This is a genomic window from Streptococcus sp. HMSC074F05 (genome assembly GCF_001808725.1).
GTDB classification, from domain to species: domain Bacteria; phylum Bacillota; class Bacilli; order Lactobacillales; family Streptococcaceae; genus Streptococcus; species Streptococcus parasanguinis_I.
This window is the reverse complement of record NZ_KV794410.1, coordinates 42,373-69,187: the sequence shown is the minus strand read 5'-3', so window position 1 is coordinate 69,187 and position 26,815 is coordinate 42,373. Positions and strand designations below refer to the sequence as shown.

Below are 26,815 nucleotides of genomic sequence, written 5' to 3'. Positions count from 1 at the left end.
TTGAGGTATATTACGGTTTCGAATTTATCGTTTTATTATGATCGGGAACCGGTTTTAGAAGGGATCAATTACTACTTAGATAGTGGGGAGTTTGTGACTTTGACCGGTGAAAATGGTGCTGCTAAGTCAACCTTGATTAAGGCTAGTCTTGGGATTTTACAGCCCAAGGTCGGGACAGTTGAGATTTCAAAGACGAATGTTAAGGGAAAGAAGTTAAGGATTGCTTATTTGCCACAACAGATTGCTAGTTTTAATGCTGGATTTCCAAGTACGGTCTATGAATTTGTGAAGTCAGGTCGGTATCCTCGTAAAGGCTGGTTTCGAAAGTTGAATGAGCACGATGAAAAGCATATTCTAAAGAGTTTAGAATCTGTTGGGATGCTGGAGTTCAAGGATCGGGCGATTGGTTCTTTGTCTGGTGGTCAGAAACAGCGGGCCGTCATTGCTCGGATGTTTGCTTCAGATCCGGATATCTTTGTTTTAGATGAACCTACAACAGGGATGGATGCGACGACAAAGAGTGATTTTTATGAGTTAATGCATCATAGTGCGCATCACCATCAAAAATCTGTTTTGATGATTACGCATGATCCTGAAGAGGTTAACCAATTTGCGGATCGGAATATTCATTTGGTTCGTGACCAAAGCTCTCCTTGGAGATGTTTTAACGTCCACGATACAGAAGGGGAGGGTGACCATGCTTGATTTATTCCAGTATGATTTTATGCAACGGGCCTTGTTGGCTATGGTTGCCATGAGTCTTTTTTCTCCTGTATTAGGGATTTTCTTAATTTTAAGACGGCAGAGTCTGATGAGTGATACGCTGAGTCACGTTTCTCTTGCGGGTGTCGCTTTTGGGCTTTTCCTTGGAATCTCTCCGACGCTCTCGACTATGATTATTGTCATTATTGCTGCGGTCTTTCTTGAGTATTTGCGGACCTTATTTAAGGACTTTATGGAGATCGGGACGGCAATTTTAATGTCCACTGGTCTTGCCCTAGCTTTGGTACTGATGCGTGGTGGTGGGAAGAGCTCCATGAGCTTGGATCAGTATTTGTTTGGTTCTACCCTAACCATTACGGATGAACAGGTGATTGCCTTGTTTGTGATTGCTTTCGTTGTGTTAGTGCTGACGGCCTTATTCTTGCGTCCTATGTATATTCTGACCTTTGATGAAGATACGGCCTTTGTGGATGGGCTTCCGGTCCGGACCATGTCCATCTTATTTAATGTGGTAACGGGGGTTGCTATCGCCTTAATGATTCCTGCAGCAGGATCGTTATTGGTTTCAACCATTATGGTCTTACCGGCTAGTATTGCGCTGAAATTAGGGAAGAACTTCCGTGGGGTCATGCTGATTGCGGTCATCATTGGTTTTATCGGGATGTTTAGTGGGTTGATTTTGTCTTATATTGCAGATACACCAGCGAGTGCCAGCATCACGCTTTTATTTGTGGCACTGTTCTTGCTTGTGAATCTTGGATCACGTTTGAGGAAGTAGATATGAACTTTAAAAAATTTGGTTGGTTATTGTTAGTGGCTTTGACCCTTGTTTTGGCAGCTTGTAGCAAAAGTCAGAGTCAAAATGGGAAATTAAAAGTGATGACCACTTTTTATCCTGTTTATGATTTTACAAAAAATATTGTCGGAGATGAAGGAACGGTAGACCTGCTCATTGGAGCGGGATCAGAGCCTCATGAATATGAATTGTCTGCAAAGGGGCGGGCTATGATTCAAGATTCGGATGTTTTCGTCTATGAAAATGAAAACATGGAAACCTGGGTTCCAAATCTTTTGAAATCAATGAAGGATAAGAAGACCAAAGTGATCGATGCTACCAAGGGAATGGTCTTGCTTCCTGGATTGGAAGAGGAACATGAACACGAAGGGGGCGAAGAACACCATCATGAATATGATCCTCACCTTTGGCTCTCTCCACATCGTGCCATGAAGATGGTAGAGTCGATTCGTGATCAGTTGGTGGCAGCTTATCCAGATAAGAAAAAGACGTTTGAGAAAAATGCCCAAGCCTATCTAAAGAAATTACAGGCCTTGGATCAAGCTTATCAGGATGGGTTGAAAGATGCGAAACAAAAGAATTTCGTGACCCAACACGCGGCTTTCCGTTACTTGGCCTTGGATTATGGCTTAAACCAGGTGGCCATTTCAGGGATTTCACCTGATAGCGAGCCTTCTGCTGCACGATTGCGTGAATTGACAGAGTATATCAAGAAAAATGAGATTAAGGTCATTTACTTTGAGGAAAATGCTTCTAAGTCCTTGGCGAAAACCTTGTCTTCTGAAGCTGGTGTTGAGTTGGCTGTCTTAAATCCTTTGGAAAGCTTGACGGATCAAGAAATGAAAGATGGCGAAGACTACGTGTCTGTTATGAAGGAGAATCTGAAGGCGCTAGAGAAAACAACGTCACAAGCTGGTAAGGATATTCAACCGGAACATGAGGAAGATGCTAAGACAGTTCAAAAGGGATATTTCGAGGATAGTCAAGTGAAGGATCGTAGCTTAGCAAATTATGCAGGTGATTGGAAATCGGTTTATCCATACTTGCAAGATGGAACTTTGGATCAGGTCTTTGATTATAAGGCAAAATTAAATCCAACTATGACGGCTGCTGAGTATAAGGAATATTATACAAAGGGTTACCAAACAGATATTGATCGGATTAAGATTGATAAGGATTCAATGGAGTTTTATCAAAAAGGATCTTCTAAGAAATATACCTATAAATACGTAGGTAAGCACATTTTGACTTATAAGAAGGGGAATCGTGGTGTTCGTTATCTCTTTGAAGCGAAGGAGAGCGATGCGGGAGACTTCAAATATGTTCAATTTAGTGACCATGAAATTACTCCGGTAAAGGCAGCTCACTTCCACATTTTCCATGGAGGAAAGAGTCAAGAAGCGCTTTATGATGAGTTGGAAAATTGGCCAACGTATTATCCTTCGAACTTATCTGGTTTAGAAGTGGCACAGGAAATGCTGGCTCATTAAGAGCTGTATCAAAAGAGAGACTAGGACTGATTATCCCGGTCTCTTTTTGATTAAAAATGGGGAGCAAAGCTTGTCAAATGCTTGAAAATACGTTACAATGAAAGGGCTTTAAATTAAAAAATGTATGGGGAATGTTAAATGAAAAAAGTTGGTGCAATTCTTGTGAGTCTTCTCAGTGTGGTCCTGTTGGTAGCTTGTTCGCAGCAGAGGGTGAGTAAAAAATCACCGGCTTCTTCTAGTCAAACGACGACCTCTTCTGAGGTCAAAAAGACGGCTGCTTCTAGTTCGGAAGTGAAGGAGAAAGAAAAAAAAGAAGAGAAAAAAGAAGTGAAGAAAATGGATCTTGAGGCTATTGCTAATGGAGATTACAGCAGTATTGCTGGGGTCTGGCAAGATGATAAAGGAAACAAGCTGGTCTTTAACGACAAAGGGTTGATCTCACAAGAGTTAGAGGGCTATGGAGCTTCTTTGACGGATTATGGAACCGCCTCAGAAGGCATTTATGGAGGTCGTGATGGAGGCTTCTTGTTGGAGTATATTCCTGCGGGAGTGACCATTGGTGATCAAGTCGATGATCAAGGACAGGTCGTCTTTAAGGATACATCAGATGCCTCTAAAAACCGCTTATGGTCTGGTGTTGGTATCGCTAGTTTTGGGGAACAAGGCTCGATCTACTATCATGTAGGAGATGAATAATGTAAAAACAGAGGCTGGGACAAAAGTCCTAGCCTCTCAATTATTTTTGGATTGTTGAGCAAGACGCAGTGGTTGAGTGGGCTCTACTACGCTGATTTCATCAGCTTTTACAGCCCTACTCAACTGTGCGGAGGTGGGACGACGAAATCGAATTCTAACGAATTACCGATTTCTGTCCCACTCTCTTTTTCTTATGTATGTGGGGGAAGCCAAGAAAGCTCAAACTGGAGCAATTGGGCTTCAAGGAGATCTTGATGGGAAACCTCTTGTTTTTCTTTGCCATCTAATAGGGCTTTTTGGATGAAATAGGCGCCTGCAGTGTGTGAGTTGGCGCAAATCTTGAGCTCTTGCTTGGGAAGATGGAGAAGGACTTCTTTAAAGAGAGGAAGGCCCAGATCATAGATTGGTTTTCCTGGGCAGGTTGGATAGAGTCCAAGGGCTGACCAGATGTACCAAGCAGATAGGCTACCGTTGTCCTCATCACCTGGATAGGCTTGGAAATCTTGATGGAAAGCTTGGAAACGGATCTGGTGGATCAGGAGATTGGTGTATTCGGGATGAAGGCTGTGACGGAAGAGGTAGGGAATGTGAAAGCTGGGTTGATTGGAGATGGCGATCTGCCCAAATGGGGCTTGGGCCATTTCACTCATTTCATGGATTTCATAGCCATATCCTCTTACATCAAATTGAGGTTTTTGATTGGCCAGATCCAGCAGTCGTTGGGTGAAGGCTTTTTTACCGCCCATTAGCTCTATCAGACCGGAGAGGTCGTGTAAGGCTCCAAAAGTAGCTTGGGTGGCAGAGCATTCTGCATAATCTCCTCCCCAGCTGATAGGAGAGAAGGGTTCTTTAAAGTTTCCATTGGTGGATCGTGCTCTCATAAAGCCTGTTTGGGCATCATACAATGTTCGGTAGGAGAGGCTGGAAGCAGCATACCGAGTGGCTGTTTCTGTCTGACCCAATTGCTTGGCAACGGTAGCAATGCAAAAATCACTATAGGCGTAATCTAGGCTATGGCTCACACTTTCGTGAAAATCATCGGGTAGGTAGCCAAGGGCCTTGTAGCTTTCATTGCCATGGCGACCAAAATGTTGCGTGGGATCCGTTTTTTGCGCTGTCTGGAGCATGGCTGTCAGAATGTTTTCATGTAGGTCTGGTGCGATCCCTTTTGTGACAGCATCCGCAAAGACTCCATCGATGAGGGTACCTGGCATCATTCCTCGTTCATCTGGGGCCAACCATTTTGGTAGAAAACCAGTATCCTTGTAAGTGTTTAAAAATCCTTCGAGAAAGTGACGGTAGTAATCGGGGTAGCCAAGGCTAAAGAGCGGAAAAGAGGTCCGAAAGAGGTCCCAAAATCCGACATTCGTATAAGCTTTTCCTGGTTTGATTTCCTGATGGGCAACATCCAGGTGCCAGTCATTTCCCTCGGTATCTGTTTCATAAAAGGTTTGAGGGAAAAGGAGGAGTCGGTACAGGCAATGGTCGAAAAAGGCTTGGTCACGCCCTCCGGCATCTTTTACTTCAATTCGTTTTAGCAGCTGATTCCATTGATCGGCTGCTTCTTTTTTAGCTTCCTCTAGGGAAAGGTTGGGAAGATGGCTGTGAGCCATGTCTTGGGACAGATAAGAAGTTCCTAATTGGACGGTCACTTCATTGCTAGCAAAGGTGAGAAAAAGATCTTGATCGATGTGAGTGACGTTCTCGATCGGCTGGCTAAATTGCCACTGGAGATAGAAAGAGTAGGAAGTATCTGCAGTATGGGCCTGATCCAGAATGCGGAAGTGGCAGGTTTGGTCTGTCAGAGTCAAGTCCTCTAGTTCCTTTGCTGCATGAAAGCAGAGTGTTAGCTTTTCTGGTGCTCGAAAGCGCATGACAGCCCCGTAGCGACTTGGAACCAGCTCGCTTTGAATCTGGTAACGTTCCGAAAAAATACGAAGGTAGTGGGGCTGGAAAAGAGCTTCTTTCATTGAATAACTGCTTTGGCGACGGAAGAGGTCGGAACTTGCAATTTTTCCTGTGATGGGCGTGATGAGGCACCAAGCGTAGTCTCCTATCCAAGGACTAGGCTGGTGGGTGAGGCGAAATCCCTGAAAAATAGGGAGATTGGGGTTGAAAAACCAAGCCCCTTGTTCGTGTGTCGTCTGGGGAAGGAAGTAGTTCATTCCAAAAGGAACTCCGGTATAAGGAAGGGTATTTCCGTGGGAATAGTGGGGATGATTATCGCTTCCCCAGCGGGTATCGATGGTCTGGCATTGTGTGCGCATCTTGTCTCCTTTTTCTTCATCAACCTTAAATGATCTGTGCTTTCTTGGAATACGCGGTGGTATTTTCTTCATTGTATCAAAGTGTTGTCAAATATGATAGCGTTTTTATCAAATGGAAAATTTTGTAGAAAAAGGGCTATAGTTTGCGTATGTATTTCCCCTTTGAAATCTTTTATACTGAATAGGAAAGAATCGATACGTGTGAGGAAAATAAATGACCTATTCAAAAGAAATTGTGCGAGAATGGTTGGATCAAGTGGCTGAGCGAGCTAAGGAGTACCCGGAGTGGGTGGATGTCTTTGAACGTTGTTATACAGACACTTTGGACAACACAGTTGAAATTTTAGAAGATGGTTCAACCTTTGTGTTAACAGGGGACATCCCAGCTATGTGGCTGCGTGACTCAACGGCTCAATTGAGACCCTATCTTCATGTGGCAAAAAGAGACCCTCGTTTGCGCCAGACCATTGCTGGTTTGGTCAAACGCCAGATGACCTTGATCCTCAAGGATCCTTATGCCAACTCTTTTAATATTGAGGAGAACTGGAAGGGTCACCACGAGACCGACCATACCGATTTGAATGGCTGGATTTGGGAGCGCAAGTATGAGGTGGATTCGCTTTGCTACCCCTTGCAACTGGCTTATCTTCTTTGGAAGGAAACTGGTGAGACTAGCCAATTTGATGAAACCTTTGTCACAGCGACCAAGGAAATCCTTCATCTCTGGACAGTGGAGCAAGACCACAAGAATTCCCCTTATCGCTTTGTTCGGGATACAGATCGTAAGGAAGACACGCTGGTGAATGACGGCTTTGGGCCAGATTTCGCCGTGACAGGGATGACCTGGTCAGCCTTTCGTCCAAGTGATGATTGCTGTCAGTATAGTTACTTGATTCCGTCCAATATGTTTGCAGTGGTTGTTTTGGGTTATGTCCAGGAAATCTTTGCAACATTGAATCTAGCTGATAGTGAAAGCATCATTGCAGATGCCAAACGCCTGCAAGCTGAGATTCAAGAAGGCATCGAAAACTATGCCTACACCACTAATAGCAAGGGTGAGAAAATCTATGCCTTTGAGGTAGACGGTTTGGGAAATGCTAGCATCATGGATGATCCGAACGTGCCAAGCTTGTTGGCAGCTCCTTATCTGGGATATTGCGCCATTGACGATGAGGTCTACCAAGCTACTCGTCGGACGATTTTGAGCCCTGAAAATCCCTACTTCTATGAAGGGAAGTACGCAAGTGGACTAGGAAGTTCTCATACGTTTTATCGCTATATCTGGCCGATTGCTTTATCCATTCAAGGATTGACAACGACAGATAAAGCTGAGAAAAAACATTTGCTGGACCAGTTGGTTGCCTGCGATGGAGGCACGGGCGTCATGCACGAAAGTTTCCATGTAGATGATCCAACTAAATACTCGCGTGAATGGTTCTCTTGGGCCAACATGATGTTCTGTGAATTAGTCTTGGATTACTTGGATATTCGCTAATGAGCTGTCGCTTAACAGATTCTTGTAAAGAATCACAAATAGATCTTTAAATTTAAGTTAGAATGAGGTTTTACTCATGGAAAATGTTGTTGTACATATCATCTCTCATAGCCACTGGGATCGTGAGTGGTATCTACCTTTTGAAAGCCACCGGATGCAATTGGTGGAACTGTTTGACAATCTGTTTGATCTTTTTGAAAATGATCCTGAGTTCAAAAGTTTCCACTTGGATGGCCAAACCATTGTCCTTGACGACTATTTAGAAATTCGCCCTGAAAACCGTGATAAGGTGCAGCGTTATATCGACGAGGGCAAGCTCAAGATTGGTCCCTTCTACATCTTGCAGGATGATTACCTGATCTCCAGCGAAGCCAATGTCCGCAATACCTTGATTGGACAAGCTGAATGCGCCAAATGGGGCAAATCTACTCAGATTGGTTACTTCCCAGATACCTTTGGAAATATGGGGCAAGCTCCTCAAATCCTTCAAAAATCAGGCATTCACGTAGCAGCTTTTGGGCGTGGGGTCAAACCAATCGGATTTGACAACCAAGTCCTCGAAGATGAGCAATTCACCTCTCAATTTTCTGAAATGTACTGGCAAGGGGCGGATGGTAGCCGTGTGCTGGGTATTCTCTTTGCCAACTGGTACAGTAACGGGAACGAAATTCCAGTGGATAAAGACGAAGCTTTGGCTTTCTGGAAACAAAAATTGGCAGATGTTCGCGACTATGCCTCAACCAACCAATGGTTAATGATGAACGGCTGCGACCACCAACCGGTTCAACGAAACTTGAGTGAAGCTATTCGCGTGGCCAACGAACTGTTCCCTGACGTGACCTTTATTCATAGCTCCTTTGATGAATATGTGCAAGCAGTGGAAAGTGCACTTCCCGAACAATTATCAACGGTTACGGGAGAATTGACCAGTCAGGAAACCGATGGTTGGTACACTCTTGCTAATACCTCTTCTTCACGTATTTACCTCAAACAAGCCTTCCAAGAAAACAGCAACTTGCTCGAGCAAGTGGTGGAACCTTTGACCATCATTACTGGTGGGCACAACCATAAGGATCAATTGACCTATGCTTGGAAGACACTCTTACAAAATGCGCCACACGATAGTATTTGTGGATGTAGCGTAGATGATGTTCACCGTGAAATGGAAGTTCGTTTTGCCAAGGTCAACCAAGTCGGAAACTTTGTCAAGACCAACCTTCTGAACGAATGGAAGGGTAAACTAGCGACTCAAAAAGCCCAGAGTGAGCACCTCTTTACGGTCATCAACACTGGCTTGCATAATAAGGTGGACACCGTCAGCACGATTGTCGATGTTGCGGTTTGTCCATTTAAGGAATTGCATCCGACAGAAGGCTTCAAGAAAATGGCTGCTTTGAGCTTGCCAGACTACCATGTAGAGGATTTAGATGGACATCTTGTAGAAGCAGAGATTGAGGACTTGGGAGCAAGCTTTGGCTATACCCTGCCTAAGGATAAATTCCGTCAACCTTATATTGCACGTCAAGTGCGCGTGACAATTCCAATTCACCTTGCACCACTTTCTTGGTCAAGCTTCCAACTAGTCGAAGGGCCAGCAGCACAAAGCGATGGTATCTTCCAAAATGGAGTTATTGATACTCCATTTGTGACAGTAAGTGTAGATGAAGGTATCACAGTCTACGACAAGACTACAAACGAAGCTTACGAGGACTTTATCCAATTTGAGGACCGTGGCGATATCGGGAATGAGTACATTTATTTCCAACCAAAAGGAACAGAGCCAATTTTCGCAAAACTGAAAGGTTATGAAATTCTGGAAAACAATGCTCGCTATGCTAAGGTTTTGCTCAAACATGACTTGACTATTCCAGTTAGCGCAGATGAAAAATTGGATGCTGAACAAAGAGGTATCATCGAGTTCATGAAACGAGATGCAGGTCGTTCAGAAGAGTTGACAACCATTCCTCTTGAAACGGAGATGACCATTTTTGTAGATGATCCACAAATTCGCTTCAAGACTCGCTTTACCAATACAGCCAAAGACCACCGCATTCGTCTCTTGGTCAAAACTCATAACACACGCCCAAGTAATGATTCTGAAAGCATCTATGAAGTTGTTACAAGACCAAATAAACCAGCAGCTTCTTGGGAAAATCCTGAAAATCCACAACACCAACAAGCCTTTGTTAGCTTGTATGACGATGTTAAAGGAGTGACAGTAGCCAATAAAGGATTGCACGAATACGAAATCCTTGAGGACGACACCATGGCTGTAACCCTTCTCCGTGCTTCAGGTGAGCTAGGTGACTGGGGCTACTTCCCAACGCCAGAAGCTCAGTGCTTGCGCGATATCGAAGTTGAGTTTGCAGTAGAATGCCATCAAGCAGGGGAACGCTTCTCGGCCTTCCGTCGTGCTAAAGCCTTCCAGGTGCCATTTACAGCTCTTCAAGTTGCAAAACAAGAAGGTAGAGTTGCTGCAACAGGTAGTCTCTTCAACCATGCAGCCCTCAACTTGCCACAAGTCTGCCCAACAGCCTTTAAGGTGGCTGAAAATGAAGAAGGATACGTCCTTCGTTACTACAATATGAGTCAAGAAAATGTTCGCGTGTCTGAAAAACAACAAACCATTCTTGACTTATTGGAACGCCCATATCCAGTTCATTCAGGACTATTGGCACCACAAGAAATTCGTACAGAATTGATCAAAAAAGAAGAAATCTAATTTCAAAAAGATAACATAAAAAGAAAGGAGGAGCGAAAAGAGTAAGAACCGACTGCTGATTCGCTCCTTTTTACAGGTAAAAGCAATGACCATTGCAACGATTGATATCGGAGGGACTGGCATTAAGTTTGCTAGTCTAACTCCTGATGGAAAGATTTTAGATAAGGCCAGCACCGCAACGCCAGAGACTCTGGAAGAGTTGCTAGCTTGGTTGGATCAGCGATTGTCAGAACGTGACTACCGTGGGATTGCCATGAGTGTGCCAGGAGCCGTTCATCAAGAAACAGGGGTAATTGAAGGGATCAGTGCCATTCCTTACATCCATGGTTTTTCATGGTATGAGGCGCTTGCTCATCATAAGCTTCCTATCCACCTAGAAAATGATGCCAACTGTGTTGGACTCAGTGAACTGCTAGCTCATCCTGAGATTGAAAATGCAGCCTGTGTCGTGATTGGTACAGGAATCGGTGGAGCCATGATTATCAATGGGAAGCTACACCGTGGTCGTCATGGTTTGGGCGGTGAGTTTGGCTACATGACCACAATCGAGCCCGCAGAAAGACTCAATAACTGGTCACAACTCGCTTCTACAGGAAACATGGTTCGCTATGTGATTGAAAAATCTGGTCAAACCGATTGGGATGGCCGCAAGGTGTACCAAGAGGCGGCAGCAGGTAATGCCCTTTGCCAAGAAGCTATTGAGCGCATGAATCGTAATCTTGCTCAAGGACTGCTCAATATCCAGTACCTGATTGATCCAGATGTGATTAGTCTAGGCGGCTCTATCAGTCAGAACCCTGATTTTATCAAAGGCGTGCAAAAAGCCGTAGATGCCTTTGTGGAAAGATATGAAGAATATACCATCGCTCCAGTCATTCAAGCTTGCACCTATCAGGCAGATGCCAATCTCTACGGTGCCCTTGTCAACTGGTTACAGGAGGAAAACCAATGGTAAGTTTTACCGGAATCAACAGTAAACAAGCGCAAGCTTTAGAGTTGCTCCAAAATCACATTTCTCTACCAGATGTAGAAGTGGCAGTCGCTCAGTCTGACCATGCTTCCATCTCTATCAAGGGGGAGAATGGGCAGTATCAATTGACCTACCGTAAACCTCATCAACTCTACCGTGCCTTATCTGTGCTCGCAACAGCTTTAGCAGAAGGGGACAAGGTAGAGATTGAAGAGCAGGCGGCCTATGAAGATTTAGCCTATATGGCGGACTGTTCGCGCAATGCCGTGCTCAATGTCGCATCTGCCAAGCAGATGATTGAAGTCTTGGCTCTGATGGGTTATTCAACCTTTGAGCTCTACATGGAAGACACTTATCAAATTGAAGGACAACCTTACTTTGGTTATTTCCGTGGAGCATACTCAGCTGAAGAGTTACAGGAAATCGAAAGCTACGCCCAGCAGTTTGACATGACCTTTGTGCCATGTATCCAAACTTTGGCTCACTTATCAGCCTTTGTCAAATGGGGCGTCAAAGAAGTGCAAGAGCTCCGCGATGTAGAAGATATTCTTCTCATCGGTGAAGAAAAAGTTTACGACCTGATTGACGGTATGTTTGCGACGTTGTCTAAACTACAAACTCGCAAGGTCAATATCGGGATGGACGAAGCCCACCTGGTTGGTTTGGGACGCTACCTTATCCTAAATGGTGTGGTGGATCGTAGCCTCCTCATGTGTCAACACTTGGAGCGCGTGCTGGATATTGCCGATAAGTATGGTTTCCACTGCCAGATGTGGAGCGATATGTTCTTCAAACTCATGTCAGCAGATGGCCAGTACGACCGTGATGTCGAAATTCCAGAAGAAACTCGTGTTTATCTTGACCGTCTCAAAGACCGTGTGACCTTGGTTTACTGGGATTATTATCAGGATAGCGAAGAAAAATACAATCGTAACTTCAGTAACCACCACAAGATTAGCCAGGATATTGCCTTTGCAGGTGGGGCTTGGAAGTGGATTGGTTTTACGCCCCACAACCATTTCAGCCGTCTCATTGCAGTAGAAGCCAATAAAGCTTGCCGTGCCAACCAAATCAAGGAAGTTATCGTGACGGGTTGGGGGGACAATGGTGGGGAAACAGCCCAGTTCTCTATCTTGCCAAGCTTGCAAATCTGGGCAGAACTTAGCTATCGCAATGATTTAGAGCGTCTATCTGCCCACTTCAAGACTAATACAGGTCTATCTGTTGAGGACTTTATGCAGCTGGATCTTGCCAACCTCTTGCCAGACCTACCAGACAATCTCAGTGGTATCAATCCTAACCGCTATGTCTTTTATCAGGATGTTCTTTGCCCAATCCTTGACAAGCACATGACTCCTGAACAGGACAAGCCATACTTTGCCAAGGCGGCTGAAATTCTTTCTGACATTAAAGAAAAAGCTGGTGTCTACGCCTATCTCTTTGAGACTCAGGCTCAGTTGAATGCCATTTTAAGTAATAAAGTGGATGTGGGCCGACGCATTCGTGAGGCCTATCAAGCAGGTGATAAAGAGAGCTTGCAACAAATCGCTAGAGGAGAATTGCCAAAACTCAGAAGCCAGATTGAAACCTTCCATGACCTCTTTAGCCACCAATGGTTGAAAGAAAACAAGGTCTTTGGCTTGGATACCGTAGACATCCGGATGGGTGGACTCTTGCAACGGATCAAGCGAGCTGAAAGTCGGATTGAAGACTATCTAGCTGGTTCCATCACATGTATCGATGAACTAGAAGTAGAAATCTTGCCATTCAACGATTTCTACGGAGATCAGGACTTCGCAGCCACAACGGCTAATCAGTGGCATACTATTGCGACTGCCTCAACCATTTATACAACGTAAAAAATGCCAAGTCGGATGACAGAAATCTCATCCATGGTCGATAGGAGTAGAAGAGGAGCTGTCTTTACGACCACCCTTTTCTACTCTTTTTTAAAACTATGTCATAAATTTGTAGAATTTTTTCTATAATTAGGAGTTTGAAAATGTAAATGGGCTATCTTATAATAGGTGATGTAAACGCTACCAAAGCAAATAAACACGCTCAAGGCTCAAAGGGGGGAGTTAAATGAAAAAGTTTGTAAGGACTCTGAGAGAAAATTTCATTTTTCTTTTAATGGTCTTACCTGGTGCAGCGTGGTTAATCTTATTCTTCTATATTCCGGTTTTTGGGAATATCGTAGCATTTAAGGACTATCATATTACGGGAGAGGGCTTCATTGACAGTGTCATGAAGAGTAAGTGGGTTGGCTTTGACAACTTCAAATTCCTCTTTAGTTCCAAAGATGCCTACATTATTACAAGAAACACGGTATTGTACAACTTAGGATTCATTTTCTTAGGATTGATTGTTTCCGTTGGGATCGCCATCATCTTTAGTGAGTTGAGATCAAAAAGAGTGGTCAAGGTGCTTCAAACCTCCATGCTCTTCCCATACTTCCTATCATGGGTTATCATCAGCTTCTTCACCGATGCCTTCCTGAACGTGGACAAAGGATTGGTCAACCACATCTTAACTTCATTTGGTATGAAAGCCATCAATTTCTACTCGGAATTGTGGATCTGGCCAGCGCTTCTCCTCTTCTTAGGAATCTGGAAAGGCTTTGGTTATAGCAGTGTCATGTACTATGCAACCATCATGGGAATTGACCCAACTTACTATGAAGCAGCGACCGTGGATGGTGCGTCTAAGTGGCAACGCATTCGCAACATCACCATTCCTCAGTTGTCTTCCTTGATTACGGTTTTGACCATTCTTGCAGTCGGAAATATCTTCCGCGCAGACTTCGGTCTTTTCTACCAAATCCCGCATAATGCTGGAGCGCTCTATAGTGTGACAAACGTTATTGATGTTTATGTCTACAACGGTCTGACCAAGTCAGGGGATATCGGGATGACAGCAGCAGCCGGTCTTTACCAATCGGTAGTCGGTTTGGTTCTTGTTTTGATCTCAAATATCATTGCCCGTCGCATTGATAAGAATGCCGCTCTCTTCTAGAAAGGAGGATCGTATGAAAAAATCAACCATTCAAAAAGAAAAAATTGATAATGTCGGGATCCATTCTTTCAGTAAGAAGAGCAACTTCTTCTTTACCTTGTTGTTGACCTTGGTCGGCTTGACCTGTGTGCTTCCCTTCATCTTCGTTGTCATGATCTCTTTGACAGACGAACAAAGTTTGGCAGTCCATGGCTTCCAATTCTGGCCAGCAAAATTTGGATTTGATGGTTACCTCTTCTTAGTACAGTTCAAAGACAAAATCTTGCAAGCCCTCTTCATTACCTTGTTTGTGACCATTGTGGGAACAGCATGTAATGTCTTTATCACCACAACCTATGCTTACGCAATCTCACGGAGTACCTTTAAATACCGCAAGTTCTTTACCGTATTTTCACTCCTTAGTATGCTCTTTAGTGCAGGGTTGGTTCCAAGCTACATTGTGACCACTCAACTCTTGCAGTTAGGTGATACCATCGGGGCTTTGATTATCCCAATGTTGCTCAGTCCATTTAACATCATCTTGATGCGGACCTTCTTTAAACGGACCATTCCAGAAGCCATCCTTGAATCCGCTCGGATCGATGGGGCAAGTGAAACACGGATCTTCTTCCAAATCTGCTTGCCATTGTCTCTACCAGGGATTGCGACCATCAGTTTGTTCACTGCTTTAGGATTCTGGAACGACTGGTTCAACGCCCTCCTCTATATTAAGAGTGACAACCTTTACCCATTGCAATACCTCTTGATGCAAATCCAAAACAATATGGATTACATCGCTAAAAACGTCGGGGTATCCGGCCAATTGGCAGGAGCTGTACAATCCATCCCACGGGAAACAGGACGTATGGCCATGGTGGTTGTGGCAACAGTGCCAATCGCCATTCTCTATCCATTCTTCCAACGCTACTTTGTAAAAGGCTTGACCATCGGTGGTGTGAAAGAATAACATCGTTCATTGAAAATCAACAGGATTTTCAACTCATAACTTAGTCTAAAAAGAAAATAACATAAAGGAGATTTTTCTTATGAAAAATTGGAAAAAATATGCGTTAGCATCTGCTAGTGTCATCGCTCTTGGAGCTACTCTTGCTGCTTGTGGAAGCCTTACAGGTAACAACAAGAAATCTGCAACAACTGAAGATGGTAAACCAATCATCAAGATGTATCAAATCGGTGACAAACCAGATAACTTGGATGTTCTTCTTAAAAATGCCAACAAGATCATTGAAAAGAAAGTCGGCGCAAAATTGGATATCCAATACCTTGGTTGGGGTGACTACGCACAAAAAATGAACGTTATCATCTCATCTGGTGAAAACTATGATATCGCCTTTGCTAATAACTACGTGATCAACGCTCAAAAAGGTGCTTATGCTGACTTGACAGAATTGTACAAGAAAGAAGGGAAAGACCTTTACAAAGCACTTGACCCAGCTTACATCAAAGGGAATACTGTAAACGGCAAGATCTATGCTGTTCCAGTAGCAGCCAACGTTGCATCTTCTCAAAACTTTGCCTTCAACGGACCACTTGTTGAAAAATATGGTATCGACATCTCAAATGTCAAAGACTATGCTTCTCTTGAACCAGTTTTGAAAGCCATTAAAGAAAAAGATCCAAACGTTGTTCCATTTGCCATGAACAAGAGCTACGGTGGACCTTCAGATGACTTCGACTATGTGGCTGTTGATGGACTTCCATTCGTTGTTGACTTGAAAGGTGACACTACGAAGATCGTTGACCGTTACACAATCCCTCGTTATGTAGAAAACTTGAAGACTCTTCACAAATACTACGAAGCAGGATACATTCCAAAAGACGTAGCAACAAGCGATACTGGTTATGACCTTTCTCAAGATACTTGGTTGGTTCGTGAAGAAACAGTAGGACCAGCTGACTACGGTAACAGCTTGCTTACTCGTGTAGCAAACCGTAAGATCGACATCAAACCATTTACTGAACTTTACAAGAAGAACAATACCACTCAAGTAGCTAACTTTGTTATCTCAAACAACTCTAAGAACAAAGAAAAAGCAATGGAAGTATTGAACCTCTTGAATACAAACCCAGAACTCTTGAACGGTCTTGTTTACGGACCAGAAGGCAAGAACTGGGAAAAAGTTGAAGGTAAAGAAAACCGTGTCAAAGTCTTGGATGGCTACAACGGAAACACTCACATGTCTGGATGGAACACTGGTAACAACTGGATCCTTTACATCAACGAAAACGTAACAGATGAACAAATTGCACAATCTAAGAAAGACTTGGAAACTGCAAAAGAATCTCCAGCACTTGGTTTCATCTTTAACACAGATAAAGTGAAATCAGAAATCACTGCTCTTACAAATACTTTGAACCAATTCGCAGGTGCGATCAATACTGGTACTGTGGATCCTGAAGTAGAAGTTCCTAAGATGCTTGAAAAATTGAAATCAGAAGGTGCTTACCAAAAAGTGCTTGACGAAATGCAAAAACAATACGACGAATTCCTTGCTTCTAAAAAATAAGAAACAGGTCGTGTGAAAAGGCTTTGGAGGGATCTCCAGAGCCTTTTTAAGTTTTTATGAAAATGAATCCTGGAAATGAAAATCAATATTTCAATTTACTAATGCAAATATGAGGAAAGCGTTTTATTTTTATGATATAATAGAATCACTAATTGGAAAAGAGGCTGAATGATGGGAAAAATCATCGAGTTCATTTTTACGAGAGTCTATGTTGCCATGCTGGTAACAGGGATTTTTTGGGTCTTGACGATCTGTGGGGGCATTCTGCTAGGAGTAGGACCAGCTAGTGCCACTATCATGAGCCTCTATGCGGAAAATGGCATGACCTACAAGGACTATCATTGGTCACGCGCTTGGGAACTCTTCAAAGAAAATCTACGCCCGGCTAATCAAGTCTTTTATACCTTCTTTGCCATTGAAGGGGTTCTTCTCTATGGCATGTACCTCATGATCCAGATTCCTCACTTGAATTTCTTCCAAATTTTGGTTCTTTTGTTTAATCTGGTTTTTCTCTTGGTTGCGCCTCTAGCTTACGCCGTTTATTTGAAATTGCAAGTTCATTTCGATCTCTCTTATGCCAATAGTATCAAGCTCAGTTTGATCGGAATGTTGCTGGACATTCGTCCGGTTCTGAAGTTCATCCTTGGAACTGCGCTACTTGGCGTCATTAGCTACTATATGCCAGCCCTTCTCTTTTTCGTCTTGATCGGTGTATGGCATTTCTTTGTCAATGATATCTTTGACCCTGTTTATCAAAACATCCACGAAAAATTGGTATCCTAACGATGAAAAAAATCTGGTTAAGTACGCTTTTAAAATTCTACGCCTATGTCATGGTGGTCATTTTGACCATTATGGGCCTGGTCGTCGCGGGGATCTCTTGGAAAAACCAGCAAGCTGAAGCCGACCGGATCTCCCAACGGGTCTTGACCGAAGTGGTGACGGATCTTGAGACCTCTTATCAACGGGTCACACAAGAAGGTCGTAGCCTCGTTGAGAACCCTGCAAAATTAGAAGGAGTTTATCGCTATTTTACCTTGTCACCATCGGAGTATGAGACTTGGCGATTGAATGCCCAATTCCCTTCTTATATCCAATTGTCCCTACATAAGAATATTGACAGTCTCTATTTGAGCAATAAAAACATCGAGGGTATCGATGTCACCTTGTCTGATTACAAGACGGTATTTGTCTCTACCCGGCAATCACAGGGAGGCAAGCAAGTCTCAGCGGACCATTACAAGGCTCCTGCGACAGCCATTCCGGTTCCTTTGACAGATCCGACTACGGGTGCTGGAGTTGGGATTGCTTATATGACGCTGAACCAAGAAATTTTGACGGCAGCGATTGATAACGCCAGGGGCGATCTTCCGGTCGCTGTGCGGATCTTCACTCCCTTTGGGAAAGAGATGTACCATGAAGGGGATAAGGGGCAATCAAAGGATGTTAAATGGCAAACCCGCAGCACGATCTATGGCTACAAGGTGGATGTAGCTGTTTCTGAAAGTTATCTGGTCAAGAAGGGTCTAGCTAATCTGACCACTTTTCTCTCCATTGCTTTCCTAATTTTCTTGATCCTTTACTTGTTATTACGGCAGATTTTCAAAAATTACCGGCGTCAAGTCCTCGACTTGGTCGATACCATGAATCAGATCAGTCAAGGCGATAGCGAACGACGGATTGATACGTCCACGAAGGACCAAGAACTCTTGGTTATCGGGGATATGATCAATACCATGTTAGACAATATGGATAAGAACATTCGGGATATCTACCAGCTGCAGCTCAGCCAAAAAGACGCCAATATGCGGGCCTTACAAGCCCAGATCAATCCCCACTTCATGTACAATACACTGGAATTTATCCGGATGTATGCCGTCATGCAAGAGCAAGATGAATTGGGTGATATTATCTATGAGTTTAGTAGTCTCTTGCGAAATAATATCTCAGATGAGCGAGTGACGACAGTTGAAAATGAGCTCGAATTTTGTCGCAAATACAGCTACCTCTGTATGGTGCGTTATCCAAAATCGATTGCCTATGGCTTTAAGATCGATCCAGGCTTGGAAAAGATGAAGATTCCAAAATTCACCATCCAGCCTTTGGTCGAGAACTATTTTGCACATGGAGTGGATCACAAACGCAAGGACAATGTGATTAGTGTCAAAGTCTTGCAAGGAGAAGGGCAAGTCATGATCCTAGTTACTGATAATGGGCGCGGAATGGAAGAAGAACAGCAAGAAAAAATTCAAGAGATACTAGCCAATCGCAATCCACGCTCAGAAATCGAAGAAAAGAGTGGCCGGCAGTCCATCGGAATCGTCAATGTCCATGAACGTATGCTACTCTATTTTGGAGATCGCTACCATATCCAAGTCTTCTCCCAACCTCACCATGGAGTGACCTATACGATAACTATTCAAGATGAATAAAGGAGACAGAATGTACAAAGTCTTATTAGTAGACGATGAGTATATGATTACAGAAGGGTTAAAAAAATTAATCCCCTTTGACCACTGGAATATGGAAGTGGTCGCAACTGCAGAAGATGCAGACCAGGCCCTTGATTATGTGCGAGAGCATCCGGTGGATGTGGTGATCACGGATGTCAATATGCCTGGAAAGACCGGACTTCAGATGATTGCTGAGATGAAGGATTTGATCCCAGATGCTGCTTTTATCATTATGTCAGGCTATCAGGATTTTGAATATGTCAAGACAGCCCTCAATTTGCGCGTGGCAGACTACCTGCTCAAACCTGTCAATAAGGTGGAGATGGGCAATATCCTAGAAAAAATCCAGCACCAAATCCAGCAACCAAGCCAAGAGTTGGCCAACCGCTTGATTCACGATGATATCTCAGAGGAAGAGTTTTGTCGGTATATCGCAGGACGAAACTCACTGTGGATTGGGGTTGCTAAGGAGAAAAAAGGCTTTATCAGCTCGTCTTACCAAGTTCTCGGGCAAAATCTTCAACTCTTTATCTCAGATCAAGAAGAAGAAGCCATGATTGAGAAGGCCTTTGAGCCTCCTTATAAAGAGCACTTTCGTCAATTTAAGGACCTAGTAGAGCGGAGCCTCTTTTATGGAGCGACCCCTCTCAATCAAGATGAAGAGGTCTTCCATTACTACGAGCCGGCCTACCGGGTGATCATGCAAGGAAATATCCAACAGATCTTAGAAGAACTGGACTGGTTGGAAAAAATGATCCTTGAGAAGACACCCAAGGTTTCGTTGACCAAGCAGCTCTTTATCCAATTTTTGATGGATGTCTTTCATTTGTTTGAATACCTGCAAGGAGATGATTTGGCCGATGTGGTCAAGAAAGTCCAAGAAGCTGCTACCTTTAGCGAGATGATTAGCTTCATCCAGGAAGAGCTGTCCCGTTTCTTATCCCACTATCGGATGAACGAAAATGTAGCGAGTGTCCTCCAAGTGATTAGCCGTGATTACCAAAAAGAGCTGTCGCTCAAGGACATCAGTCAGGCTCTCTTTATCAATCCAGTCTATTTAGGCCAATTGATTAAACGAGAAACCAATGCAACGTTCGCAGAACTCCTCAATAAACAGCGGATTAAGGCGGCCCAGCAGCTCCTCTTATCGACCAATGACAGTATTGAAGATATCTGCTATAAGGTCGGTTACAGTAATGTAGGCTATTTTTATAAGGTTTTCCGTAAACTCTGTGGAAAATCGCCTAAAACCTATCGCTTACAAGTCATGACAGAGCATGCAGAAGATGAGTAAAAGGCTGAGACGATTTGTCTCAGCCTTTTGATTGAAGATAAAGTCTTCTTAGAAACTTTCCTTAGGTGAGTACGTGACAGAAGGTCAGAGACCCTGAAGCTAAGTTTTGAGTATTTTTTATTTGACAAATATAAGTAGACAGTGTATACTTTAAAAAGTAGACGGCGTATACTTTGATAAGGAAAGGTGGTCAAATGAAACGGAATACGGAAGAACTGAAAGAAAAGTTAATTTTGGTCGGCATTGAAGAAATCAGAACTAACGGGATTGACCGGATGTCTATGCGTACAATAGCTCAAAAATGCGGGGTGACTCATGGAGCTCCCTATAAGCATTTTGGAAGTAAAGATAGATATATTCAAGTGGTTATGGAACACTTATCAATGTTCTTTTTGAAAAATATGATACAAGGGATTGATACTTCTATAGATGCAAGAACTCAACTAACTCTGATGGGCTGTAACTTTGTAAGGTTTGCCCAAGAGGAACCCTATCTATTTGAAGCATTATTTATCAAATTTCCATATAACTATTTGGAGTTATCTCAGGAAACTATTTCAGTCAACTCCTCTTTACCAGGATTTGAACATTTTAAGTCGGTAGCGTTAAGACTTAAAGATGAGGAAAATCTTTCTAGTAGTGACGCAGAAATTTTGATCCATTTTTGGAGTTTTATTGCTGGTTTGGCTCTATTGGTAAGGAGTCCCGTTGGAGAAAGCTTTAAAGAAAATGATGTTCAAAAGACCGTTAGAACGATGCTTGATATTTATATAAAAGGAGATAGCTGATGAATGTTTTAATAATCTATTCACATCCGAATGAAACAAGTTATAATGCATCAATCCTTCAAACTGTGCAAAAGCATTTAGCACCAGAGCATGAGGTTAAAATAGTAGACTTATATAAAGAAAACTTTGATCCGGTTTTACGTTTTGATGAAAGGCATAAAAGGAGAGATTTACAGCATAATGAAGACATGAAACCGTATAGAGATTTATTGAGTTGGGCGGATCAGTTGATTTTTATTTTCCCTACTTGGTGGAGTGGAATGCCAGCTATTTTAAAAGGTTTTATTGATCGTGTTTTTGTTGCAGGTTTTGCTTATCAGAATGGACCTCGAGGTCCGGTGGGGCAACTAGATGGAAAAGCGTGGATCATTACGACGCATAATACGCCAAAAATTTTTCTTCCTTTTTCTCAAGACTACGCAAAGGTTCTAAAATCCCAAATCTTGAAACCCTGTGGTATTAAACCGGTTAAAGTGACACAAGTTACACGAGTGGAGTATATGAGTGATCGTCAACGGAAAGAAGAACTCGAAAAAATCGCACAGATAGCCAAAAGGATTTAAAAACGTGCGTTACAAGTCATGACAGAGCATGCAGAAGATGAGTAAAAGGCTGAGACGATTTGTCTCAGCCTTTTTACTTTTCATTTTACGTTCTTTGTATCTTGATTTTCCCAACCAATATTTGGGCCTCAATGGTGATTTCTGTGAGTTGGGTCCAGTCGATTTTTTCTTGGTCTACGTGAAATAGAAGAGGGGTCATGGCGAGGAGCGCCTGGCGTTCTTCAGGAGTTAAACTCTTGGTGAGGCTGACCGTTTCGGATGAGAGGATTTGGCAGTGGTCTTCAAAGTGCACCAAAATTTCCTGGTTGGAGTAGGATTGCTTGGTCAATTGATCTTGGGCCAACTGACGAATTTCTTTCAGATGAGAAGAGGTTGGAACGACCTTAATGATGACCCCTTCAGCCTTTAAAACACGCTCAAATTCAGCGTAATTAGCCGGGGAGAAGATGTCCAAAATGACCTCTATACTCTTGGATTGAATGGGTAAATGAGCCAAGTCTCCTACAAACCAATTGACCTTCCAGCTAGCGTCACTCTTGGCAGCTAGTTGCACAGATTCCTTGGAAAGATCAAAGGCATAGAAAGTAGCCTTGGGATAGGCTTCTTGTAGTTTTCGGGAGTAATAGCCTTCTCCGCAACCGATATCTAGAATTCTAGCATCACTGGTCGGAATTTTTTGTCCGATCGCTGTTAGAATCGGCTCATAAAAACCTGCTTCTAAGATCAGCTGGCGATTCTGGAAATTTTCTTTGTCATAGTCCTTCGATTGTTTGATCTGAGGAGCCAGGTTGACATAGCCAAATTTTGCTAAATCAAAAGAATGGCCCTTGGGACATTTAAAACTGGTCCCCACAAGTTCTAGGCCCAGTTGACAGATGGGACAGGCAAAAGCAGTCGCTGTTTGAAATCGTTGTAATTTTGGTTTGATTGTCATGATAGTTCTAGTGTACCAAAAAACCTCCGAAAGTCATAGTTTCAGAGGTTTTACTTTCTTAATAAGTCAAAACAAAGTATTTTTTCTTACCGCGACGGATAACGGTCAATTCATTTTCTAATTTATCGCTATCGCTCAAGACATAGTCAAGGTCTTGGATACGTTCGCCGTTGACGTAGATAGCTCCGTTTTGAATATCTTCGCGGGCTTGGCGTTTAGAATTGACCACACCAGCTGTGACCAAGAGTTCAACAATGTTGAGGTTGTCTTCTGCTTGGACCTGGTAGTTTGGCACACCACGAAGGCCTTGTTTGAGTTCTTTAACAGAAAGGTTTTTGATGTTTCCTGCAAAGAGTTGTTCTGTGATGTTGAGGGCTTCCTTGTAGGCTTCTTCGCCGTGGACAAGGGTAACCACTTCACGCGCTAAGATCTTTTGAGCCAAGCGTTCATGAGGAGCAGCCTCAAACTGTTTACGGATCTCTTCAATCTCATCAAGTGACAAGAAAGTGAAGATCTTCAAGAAGCGCACAACATCCGCATCCATCACATTCATCCAGAATTGGTACATTTCGTATGGAGATGTTTTGTCTGCATTGAGCCAGACCGCATTGCCTTCTGATTTACCGAATTTCTTACCAGTTGCATCTGTGATCAAAGGTACAGTCATAACATGACCAGTTTTATCTGCTTTCCGACGCATCAACTCAGTACCAGCTGTCATGTTCCCCCATTGGTCAGATCCACCGATTTGAAGAGTTACATTGTGTTCTTGGTTGAGGACGTAGAAGTCATAGCCTTGCATGATTTGGTAGGCAAACTCTGTGTAAGAAATCCCTGTCTCAATCCGTTTTTTAACAGATTCTTTACTCAACATAGCATTGACTGTAAAGTATTTTCCGACATCACGAAGGAAGTCAATAAAGCTAATGCTTCCGAACCAATCGTAGTTGTTGACCATTTCGGCTTTATTGTCCCCATTTTCAAAATCGAGGAAACGAGACAATTGCCCTTGAATGGAGCGAACCCATTCTTGTACAGTTTCTTTTGTTTGGAGACTACGTTCAGCATCTTTGAAGGACGGATCTCCAATGAGACCAGTCGCACCGCCAACGAGCGCATAAGGTTTGTGGCCTGCTAGTTGAAGGCGACGGCTCGTCAAGATGGCAACCAAGTGACCAAGGTGAAGGCTGTCAGCAGTTGGATCATAACCAGTATAATAAGAAACCTGACCTTCTTCCAGTGCTTTGCGTAAGGCTTCTTCATCCGTCGTTTGAAATACCAAACCACGCTCTTTTAGCTCATCAAAAATGTGCATGTGTCTTTTCTCCTTTATAAGTTTATTCATTTCTCTATTCTACCATAAACCACGGAAATGGCAATGGTTTCCATCATTTTCTTGTCCTTACCCAAGCAGAATGAGTGACGATTTCTACGCTCTTGTGATTGAAAACAAAGGGCCTAATCTGCTATAATATAGGGAACAAGGAGAAAGAATCAGTGAATCAATTAAAAGAGAAGCTGCAAGAGTTTTGGAAGAAAGTCCAAAAATTCTTTGCAAATATGTATACAGAAACTCCGAATAAGGAAAAAAATGAGGAAAGTAGCTGGTCTGTCGGCGATATTTTTGCGACCTTTTTGCGAACTCTCAAACTCTTGTGGGATGTCATGATCGCCCTGTTCGTGTGCCTCTTTTTATTTGGTGCAGGGATCGGGATTGGTTATGCGGCGAGCCTCTTTAGCAATGTCAAGGTTCCAAAGACAGAAGAACTGGTCCAGCAGGTCCGCAATGTCAGCAGTGTTTCAAAACTGACTTATTCCGATAAGAGCTTGATTGCAGAAGTGGACAGTGATTTGATCCGCACGCCAGTAGCAGGAGATGCCATTTCAGACAATGTCAAGAAGGCTGTGATTGCTACTGAGGATGAGAATTTTGAAAGCCACAAGGGGGTTGTGCCTAAAGCCGTTCTTCGGGCAACACTTGGATCTGTAGCCGGTGTGGGCTCCTCTAGTGGGGGATCAACTCTGACCCAGCAGTTGATCAAACAGCAAGTCGTCGGAGACGCTCCAACCTTTACTCGTAAGGCGACAGAGATTGTCGATGCCTTGGCTTTAGAGCGGGGAATGGATAAAAATGAAATCCTAACCACCTACTTAAATGTTTCGCCTTTTGGACGAAACAATCGGGGACAAAATATTGCGGGTGTGGAAGCTGCAGCTCAAGGGATCTTTGGGGTCTCTGCCAAAGACTTGTCCGTTCCACAAGCGGCCTTTATCGCTGGCTTGCCACAGAGTCCGATTGTCTACTCCCCCTATGCTGCAGACGGTAGCCTAAAGAGCAAAGAAAACCTCGAGTTAGGTCTGGCGCGTGCCAAAGACGTTTTGTTCAATATGTACCGGACGGGAGCCTTGTCGAAAAAAGACTACGAGACCTATGCTCAGTACGACTTGACCAAAGACTTCATGGCTCCAGATGGCATCGAGAAGACACCGCATGACTACCTCTACTTCCAAGCCATGGAAGAAGCAAAAGAGGCCATGTATGATTACTTGATCAAGCGAGACAATGTCACCAAGCAAGACTTGAAAAATAATGAAACCGTCAAGGCTTACCAAGAATTAGCGGAGAGCGAGTTGCGCGAAGGTGGCTACACCATTCAAACCACGATTAACAAACCGGTTCACAATGCGATGCAGGCCGCAGTAGCGAATTTTGGAAGCGTCTTGGATGATGGGACGGGTCTTGTAGAAGTTGGGAATGTCCTCATGGACAACCGAACGGGTGCCGTTTTAGGATTTATCGGTGGACGGAATTTTGACGGCAACCAAAACAACCATGCCTTTGATACAGAGCGTTCCCCAGGGTCTACAATCAAGCCGCTGTTGGCCTATGGGATTGCCATCGACCAAGGCTTGATGGGAAGCAATAGCATCCTTTCTAACTACCCGACTAATTTCTCAAGTGGGGAGCCGATCATGCACGTGGATAGCCGAGGGACAGCCATGATGGATCTCCGTGAGGCCCTCAATACCTCATGGAATATTCCAGCTTACTGGACTTACCGGACTCTTCGTGAAAAAGGTGTGGATGTCCCATCCTACATGAAGAAAATGGGCTATGATATCCCTGAATATGGCATTGAGAGTCTGCCGATGGGGGGAGGAATTGAGGTCACTGTTGCCCAACATACCAATGGTTTCCAAACCATTGCTAACAATGGGAACTACCTCAAACGCTACATGGTAGAGCAAATCATTGATCGAGATGGGGATGTAGTATACAAGCACGAGGCAGATCCTGTTCGTGTTTACTCTCCAGCAACGGCAACGATTATGCAGGATCTCTTGCGCGGGGTTATTACGTCTGGTGCTACAACGACCTTTAAGTCACGGATTAGCCAAATCAACCCAACACTGGCAGGTGCTGACTGGATTGGAAAAACCGGTACCACTAACTCAAATGGGGATATGTGGCTCATGCTGTCCACCCCAAATGTTTCTTTAGGTGGCTGGATCGGTCATGACAACAATGCTTCCATGCAGACCTTGACCGGATACAACAACAATGCCCAATACATGGCGCAGTTGGCGAATGCAATCTACCAAGCAGATCCAAGTCTCTTTGGAATTCAGGATAAATTCACTCTCGATAAGAGTGTGATCCGTTCTGAAGTGCTCAAATCGACTGGTGAAAGACCAGGCCGCGTCAATGTCAATGGCCGAGATATCGATGTGAGCGGTCAAACGGTGACGAGCCTTTGGGCCAAAAACGGAGCGCCAACCACTCAATACCACTTTGCCATCGGGGGATCGGATAGCGATTATCAAAGTGCTTGGGCAGCAATTCTCGGCAATAGCAGTGGAAATCAGTCGAATAATAAGAACAATTCGACAACCAATAGTTCATCAAGCAATAGTTCAAATCGAAACAGCTCAAATCGTGGCAATCGACGCTAGTCTGATCCAGTAGAAAACCTAGAGAAAGCCTTGATTTTTGGAGCAAAAAACGGTATAATAGTGATAACTAATTTGTCGTGTGCTTTATTTGAAATATTGTCCAAATAAGAGCTTACAGCAGTTAAATCTTACTTGAATAAGTCGATTT

At 43.5% G+C, this 26,815-nt stretch carries 20 protein-coding genes; 17 read left to right on the top strand and 3 right to left on the bottom strand.

Features of this window, described 5'->3' with window-relative positions; all coding sequences use genetic code 11:
• The 4 genes from HMPREF2685_RS03565 (at position 1) to HMPREF2685_RS03550 (ending at position 3,705) form a co-directional block, all read left to right on the top strand.
• Positions 1–705, top strand: coding sequence for a metal ABC transporter ATP-binding protein (locus tag HMPREF2685_RS03565; protein WP_003013743.1), 705 nt, complete (start codon positions 1–3; stop codon positions 703–705).
• Positions 698–1,501 (top strand): metal ABC transporter permease, encoded by an 804-nt coding sequence (locus HMPREF2685_RS03560; protein ID WP_003009676.1) that lies wholly within the window; start codon positions 698–700, stop codon positions 1,499–1,501. The genes HMPREF2685_RS03565 and HMPREF2685_RS03560 overlap by 8 nt, the downstream gene beginning before the upstream one ends.
• Before the next feature lie 2 nt (positions 1,502–1,503).
• On the top strand, positions 1,504–3,009 hold the full coding sequence (locus HMPREF2685_RS03555) for a zinc ABC transporter substrate-binding protein AdcA (protein ID WP_070465340.1): 1,506 nt from the start codon (positions 1,504–1,506) through the stop codon (positions 3,007–3,009).
• A gap of 138 nt (positions 3,010–3,147) precedes the next feature.
• Positions 3,148–3,705, top strand: coding sequence for a DUF6287 domain-containing protein (locus HMPREF2685_RS03550; protein WP_070465337.1), 558 nt, complete (start codon positions 3,148–3,150; stop codon positions 3,703–3,705).
• 191 nt (positions 3,706–3,896) lie between these two features.
• On the opposite strand, the gene HMPREF2685_RS03545 is transcribed toward HMPREF2685_RS03550, so the two are convergent.
• Positions 3,897–5,972 (bottom strand): GH92 family glycosyl hydrolase, encoded by a 2,076-nt coding sequence (locus HMPREF2685_RS03545; RefSeq protein WP_070465334.1) that lies wholly within the window; start codon positions 5,970–5,972, stop codon positions 3,897–3,899.
• Positions 5,973–6,186: 214 nt separating this feature from the next.
• On the opposite strand from HMPREF2685_RS03545, the gene HMPREF2685_RS03540 reads away from it, so the two are divergent.
• The 12 genes from HMPREF2685_RS03540 to HMPREF2685_RS03485 all read left to right on the top strand — a co-directional run bounded on the left by HMPREF2685_RS03540 (position 6,187) and on the right by HMPREF2685_RS03485 (position 21,779).
• Positions 6,187–7,467 carry a glycoside hydrolase family 125 protein gene (locus HMPREF2685_RS03540; protein ID WP_070465331.1) on the top strand — a complete coding sequence of 427 codons (1,281 nt, stop codon included), beginning with the start codon at positions 6,187–6,189 and terminating at the stop codon, positions 7,465–7,467.
• Positions 7,468–7,543: 76 nt separating this feature from the next.
• Entirely contained in the window at positions 7,544–10,189 is a 2,646-nt protein-coding gene (locus HMPREF2685_RS03535) for an alpha-mannosidase (protein ID WP_070465329.1), read from the top strand.
• Positions 10,190–10,274: 85 nt separating this feature from the next.
• The gene (locus HMPREF2685_RS03530) at positions 10,275–11,144 is read left to right on the top strand and encodes an ROK family protein (RefSeq protein WP_003009697.1); all 870 of its coding nucleotides are present in this window, start codon (positions 10,275–10,277) and stop codon (positions 11,142–11,144) included.
• Positions 11,138–13,018, top strand: a complete 1,881-nt coding sequence (locus HMPREF2685_RS03525) for a beta-N-acetylhexosaminidase (RefSeq protein WP_070465326.1) — start codon at positions 11,138–11,140, stop codon at positions 13,016–13,018. Before HMPREF2685_RS03530 ends, HMPREF2685_RS03525 begins: the two co-directional genes overlap by 7 nt.
• A 226-nt stretch (positions 13,019–13,244) precedes the next feature.
• Positions 13,245–14,174: an ABC transporter permease gene (locus HMPREF2685_RS03520; protein WP_003009701.1), complete on the top strand. Its 930-nt coding sequence runs from the start codon at positions 13,245–13,247 to the stop codon at positions 14,172–14,174.
• A gap of 13 nt (positions 14,175–14,187) precedes the next feature.
• Complete coding sequence (locus HMPREF2685_RS03515) at positions 14,188–15,120, top strand: carbohydrate ABC transporter permease (protein WP_003004100.1); 933 nt, start codon at positions 14,188–14,190, stop codon at positions 15,118–15,120.
• 79 nt (positions 15,121–15,199) lie between these two features.
• Entirely contained in the window at positions 15,200–16,681 is a 1,482-nt protein-coding gene (locus HMPREF2685_RS03510; protein WP_070465323.1) for an ABC transporter substrate-binding protein, read from the top strand.
• 171 nt (positions 16,682–16,852) lie between these two features.
• On the top strand, positions 16,853–17,464 hold the full coding sequence (locus tag HMPREF2685_RS03505) for a YesL family protein (RefSeq protein ID WP_070465320.1): 612 nt from the start codon (positions 16,853–16,855) through the stop codon (positions 17,462–17,464).
• Positions 17,465–17,466: 2 nt separating this feature from the next.
• Positions 17,467–19,113: a sensor histidine kinase gene (locus tag HMPREF2685_RS03500; RefSeq protein WP_070465317.1), complete on the top strand. Its 1,647-nt coding sequence runs from the start codon at positions 17,467–17,469 to the stop codon at positions 19,111–19,113.
• Between the two features lie 10 nt (positions 19,114–19,123).
• Entirely contained in the window at positions 19,124–20,428 is a 1,305-nt protein-coding gene (locus HMPREF2685_RS03495) for a response regulator transcription factor (RefSeq protein WP_070465313.1), read from the top strand.
• Between the two features lie 194 nt (positions 20,429–20,622).
• A complete protein-coding gene (locus tag HMPREF2685_RS03490) occupies positions 20,623–21,216 on the top strand; it encodes a TetR/AcrR family transcriptional regulator (protein WP_070465310.1) in 594 nt (197 codons plus the stop codon).
• Complete coding sequence (locus tag HMPREF2685_RS03485; RefSeq protein ID WP_003004666.1) at positions 21,216–21,779, top strand: NAD(P)H-dependent oxidoreductase; 564 nt, start codon at positions 21,216–21,218, stop codon at positions 21,777–21,779. Before HMPREF2685_RS03490 ends, HMPREF2685_RS03485 begins: the two co-directional genes overlap by 1 nt.
• Positions 21,780–21,864: 85 nt before the next feature.
• On the opposite strand, the gene HMPREF2685_RS03480 is transcribed toward HMPREF2685_RS03485, so the two are convergent.
• Entirely contained in the window at positions 21,865–22,713 is an 849-nt protein-coding gene (locus HMPREF2685_RS03480; RefSeq protein ID WP_070465307.1) for a putative RNA methyltransferase, read from the bottom strand.
• Positions 22,714–22,771: 58 nt separating this feature from the next.
• Positions 22,772–24,028, bottom strand: a complete 1,257-nt coding sequence (gene tyrS, locus HMPREF2685_RS03475) for a tyrosine--tRNA ligase (protein ID WP_049492116.1) — start codon at positions 24,026–24,028, stop codon at positions 22,772–22,774.
• Positions 24,029–24,210: 182 nt separating this feature from the next.
• Between tyrS and pbp1b the strand changes: the two genes are divergently transcribed.
• The gene (gene pbp1b, locus HMPREF2685_RS03470) at positions 24,211–26,667 is read left to right on the top strand and encodes a penicillin-binding protein PBP1B (protein WP_070465304.1); all 2,457 of its coding nucleotides are present in this window, start codon (positions 24,211–24,213) and stop codon (positions 26,665–26,667) included.
• The last annotated feature ends 148 nt before the right edge of the window (positions 26,668–26,815 follow it).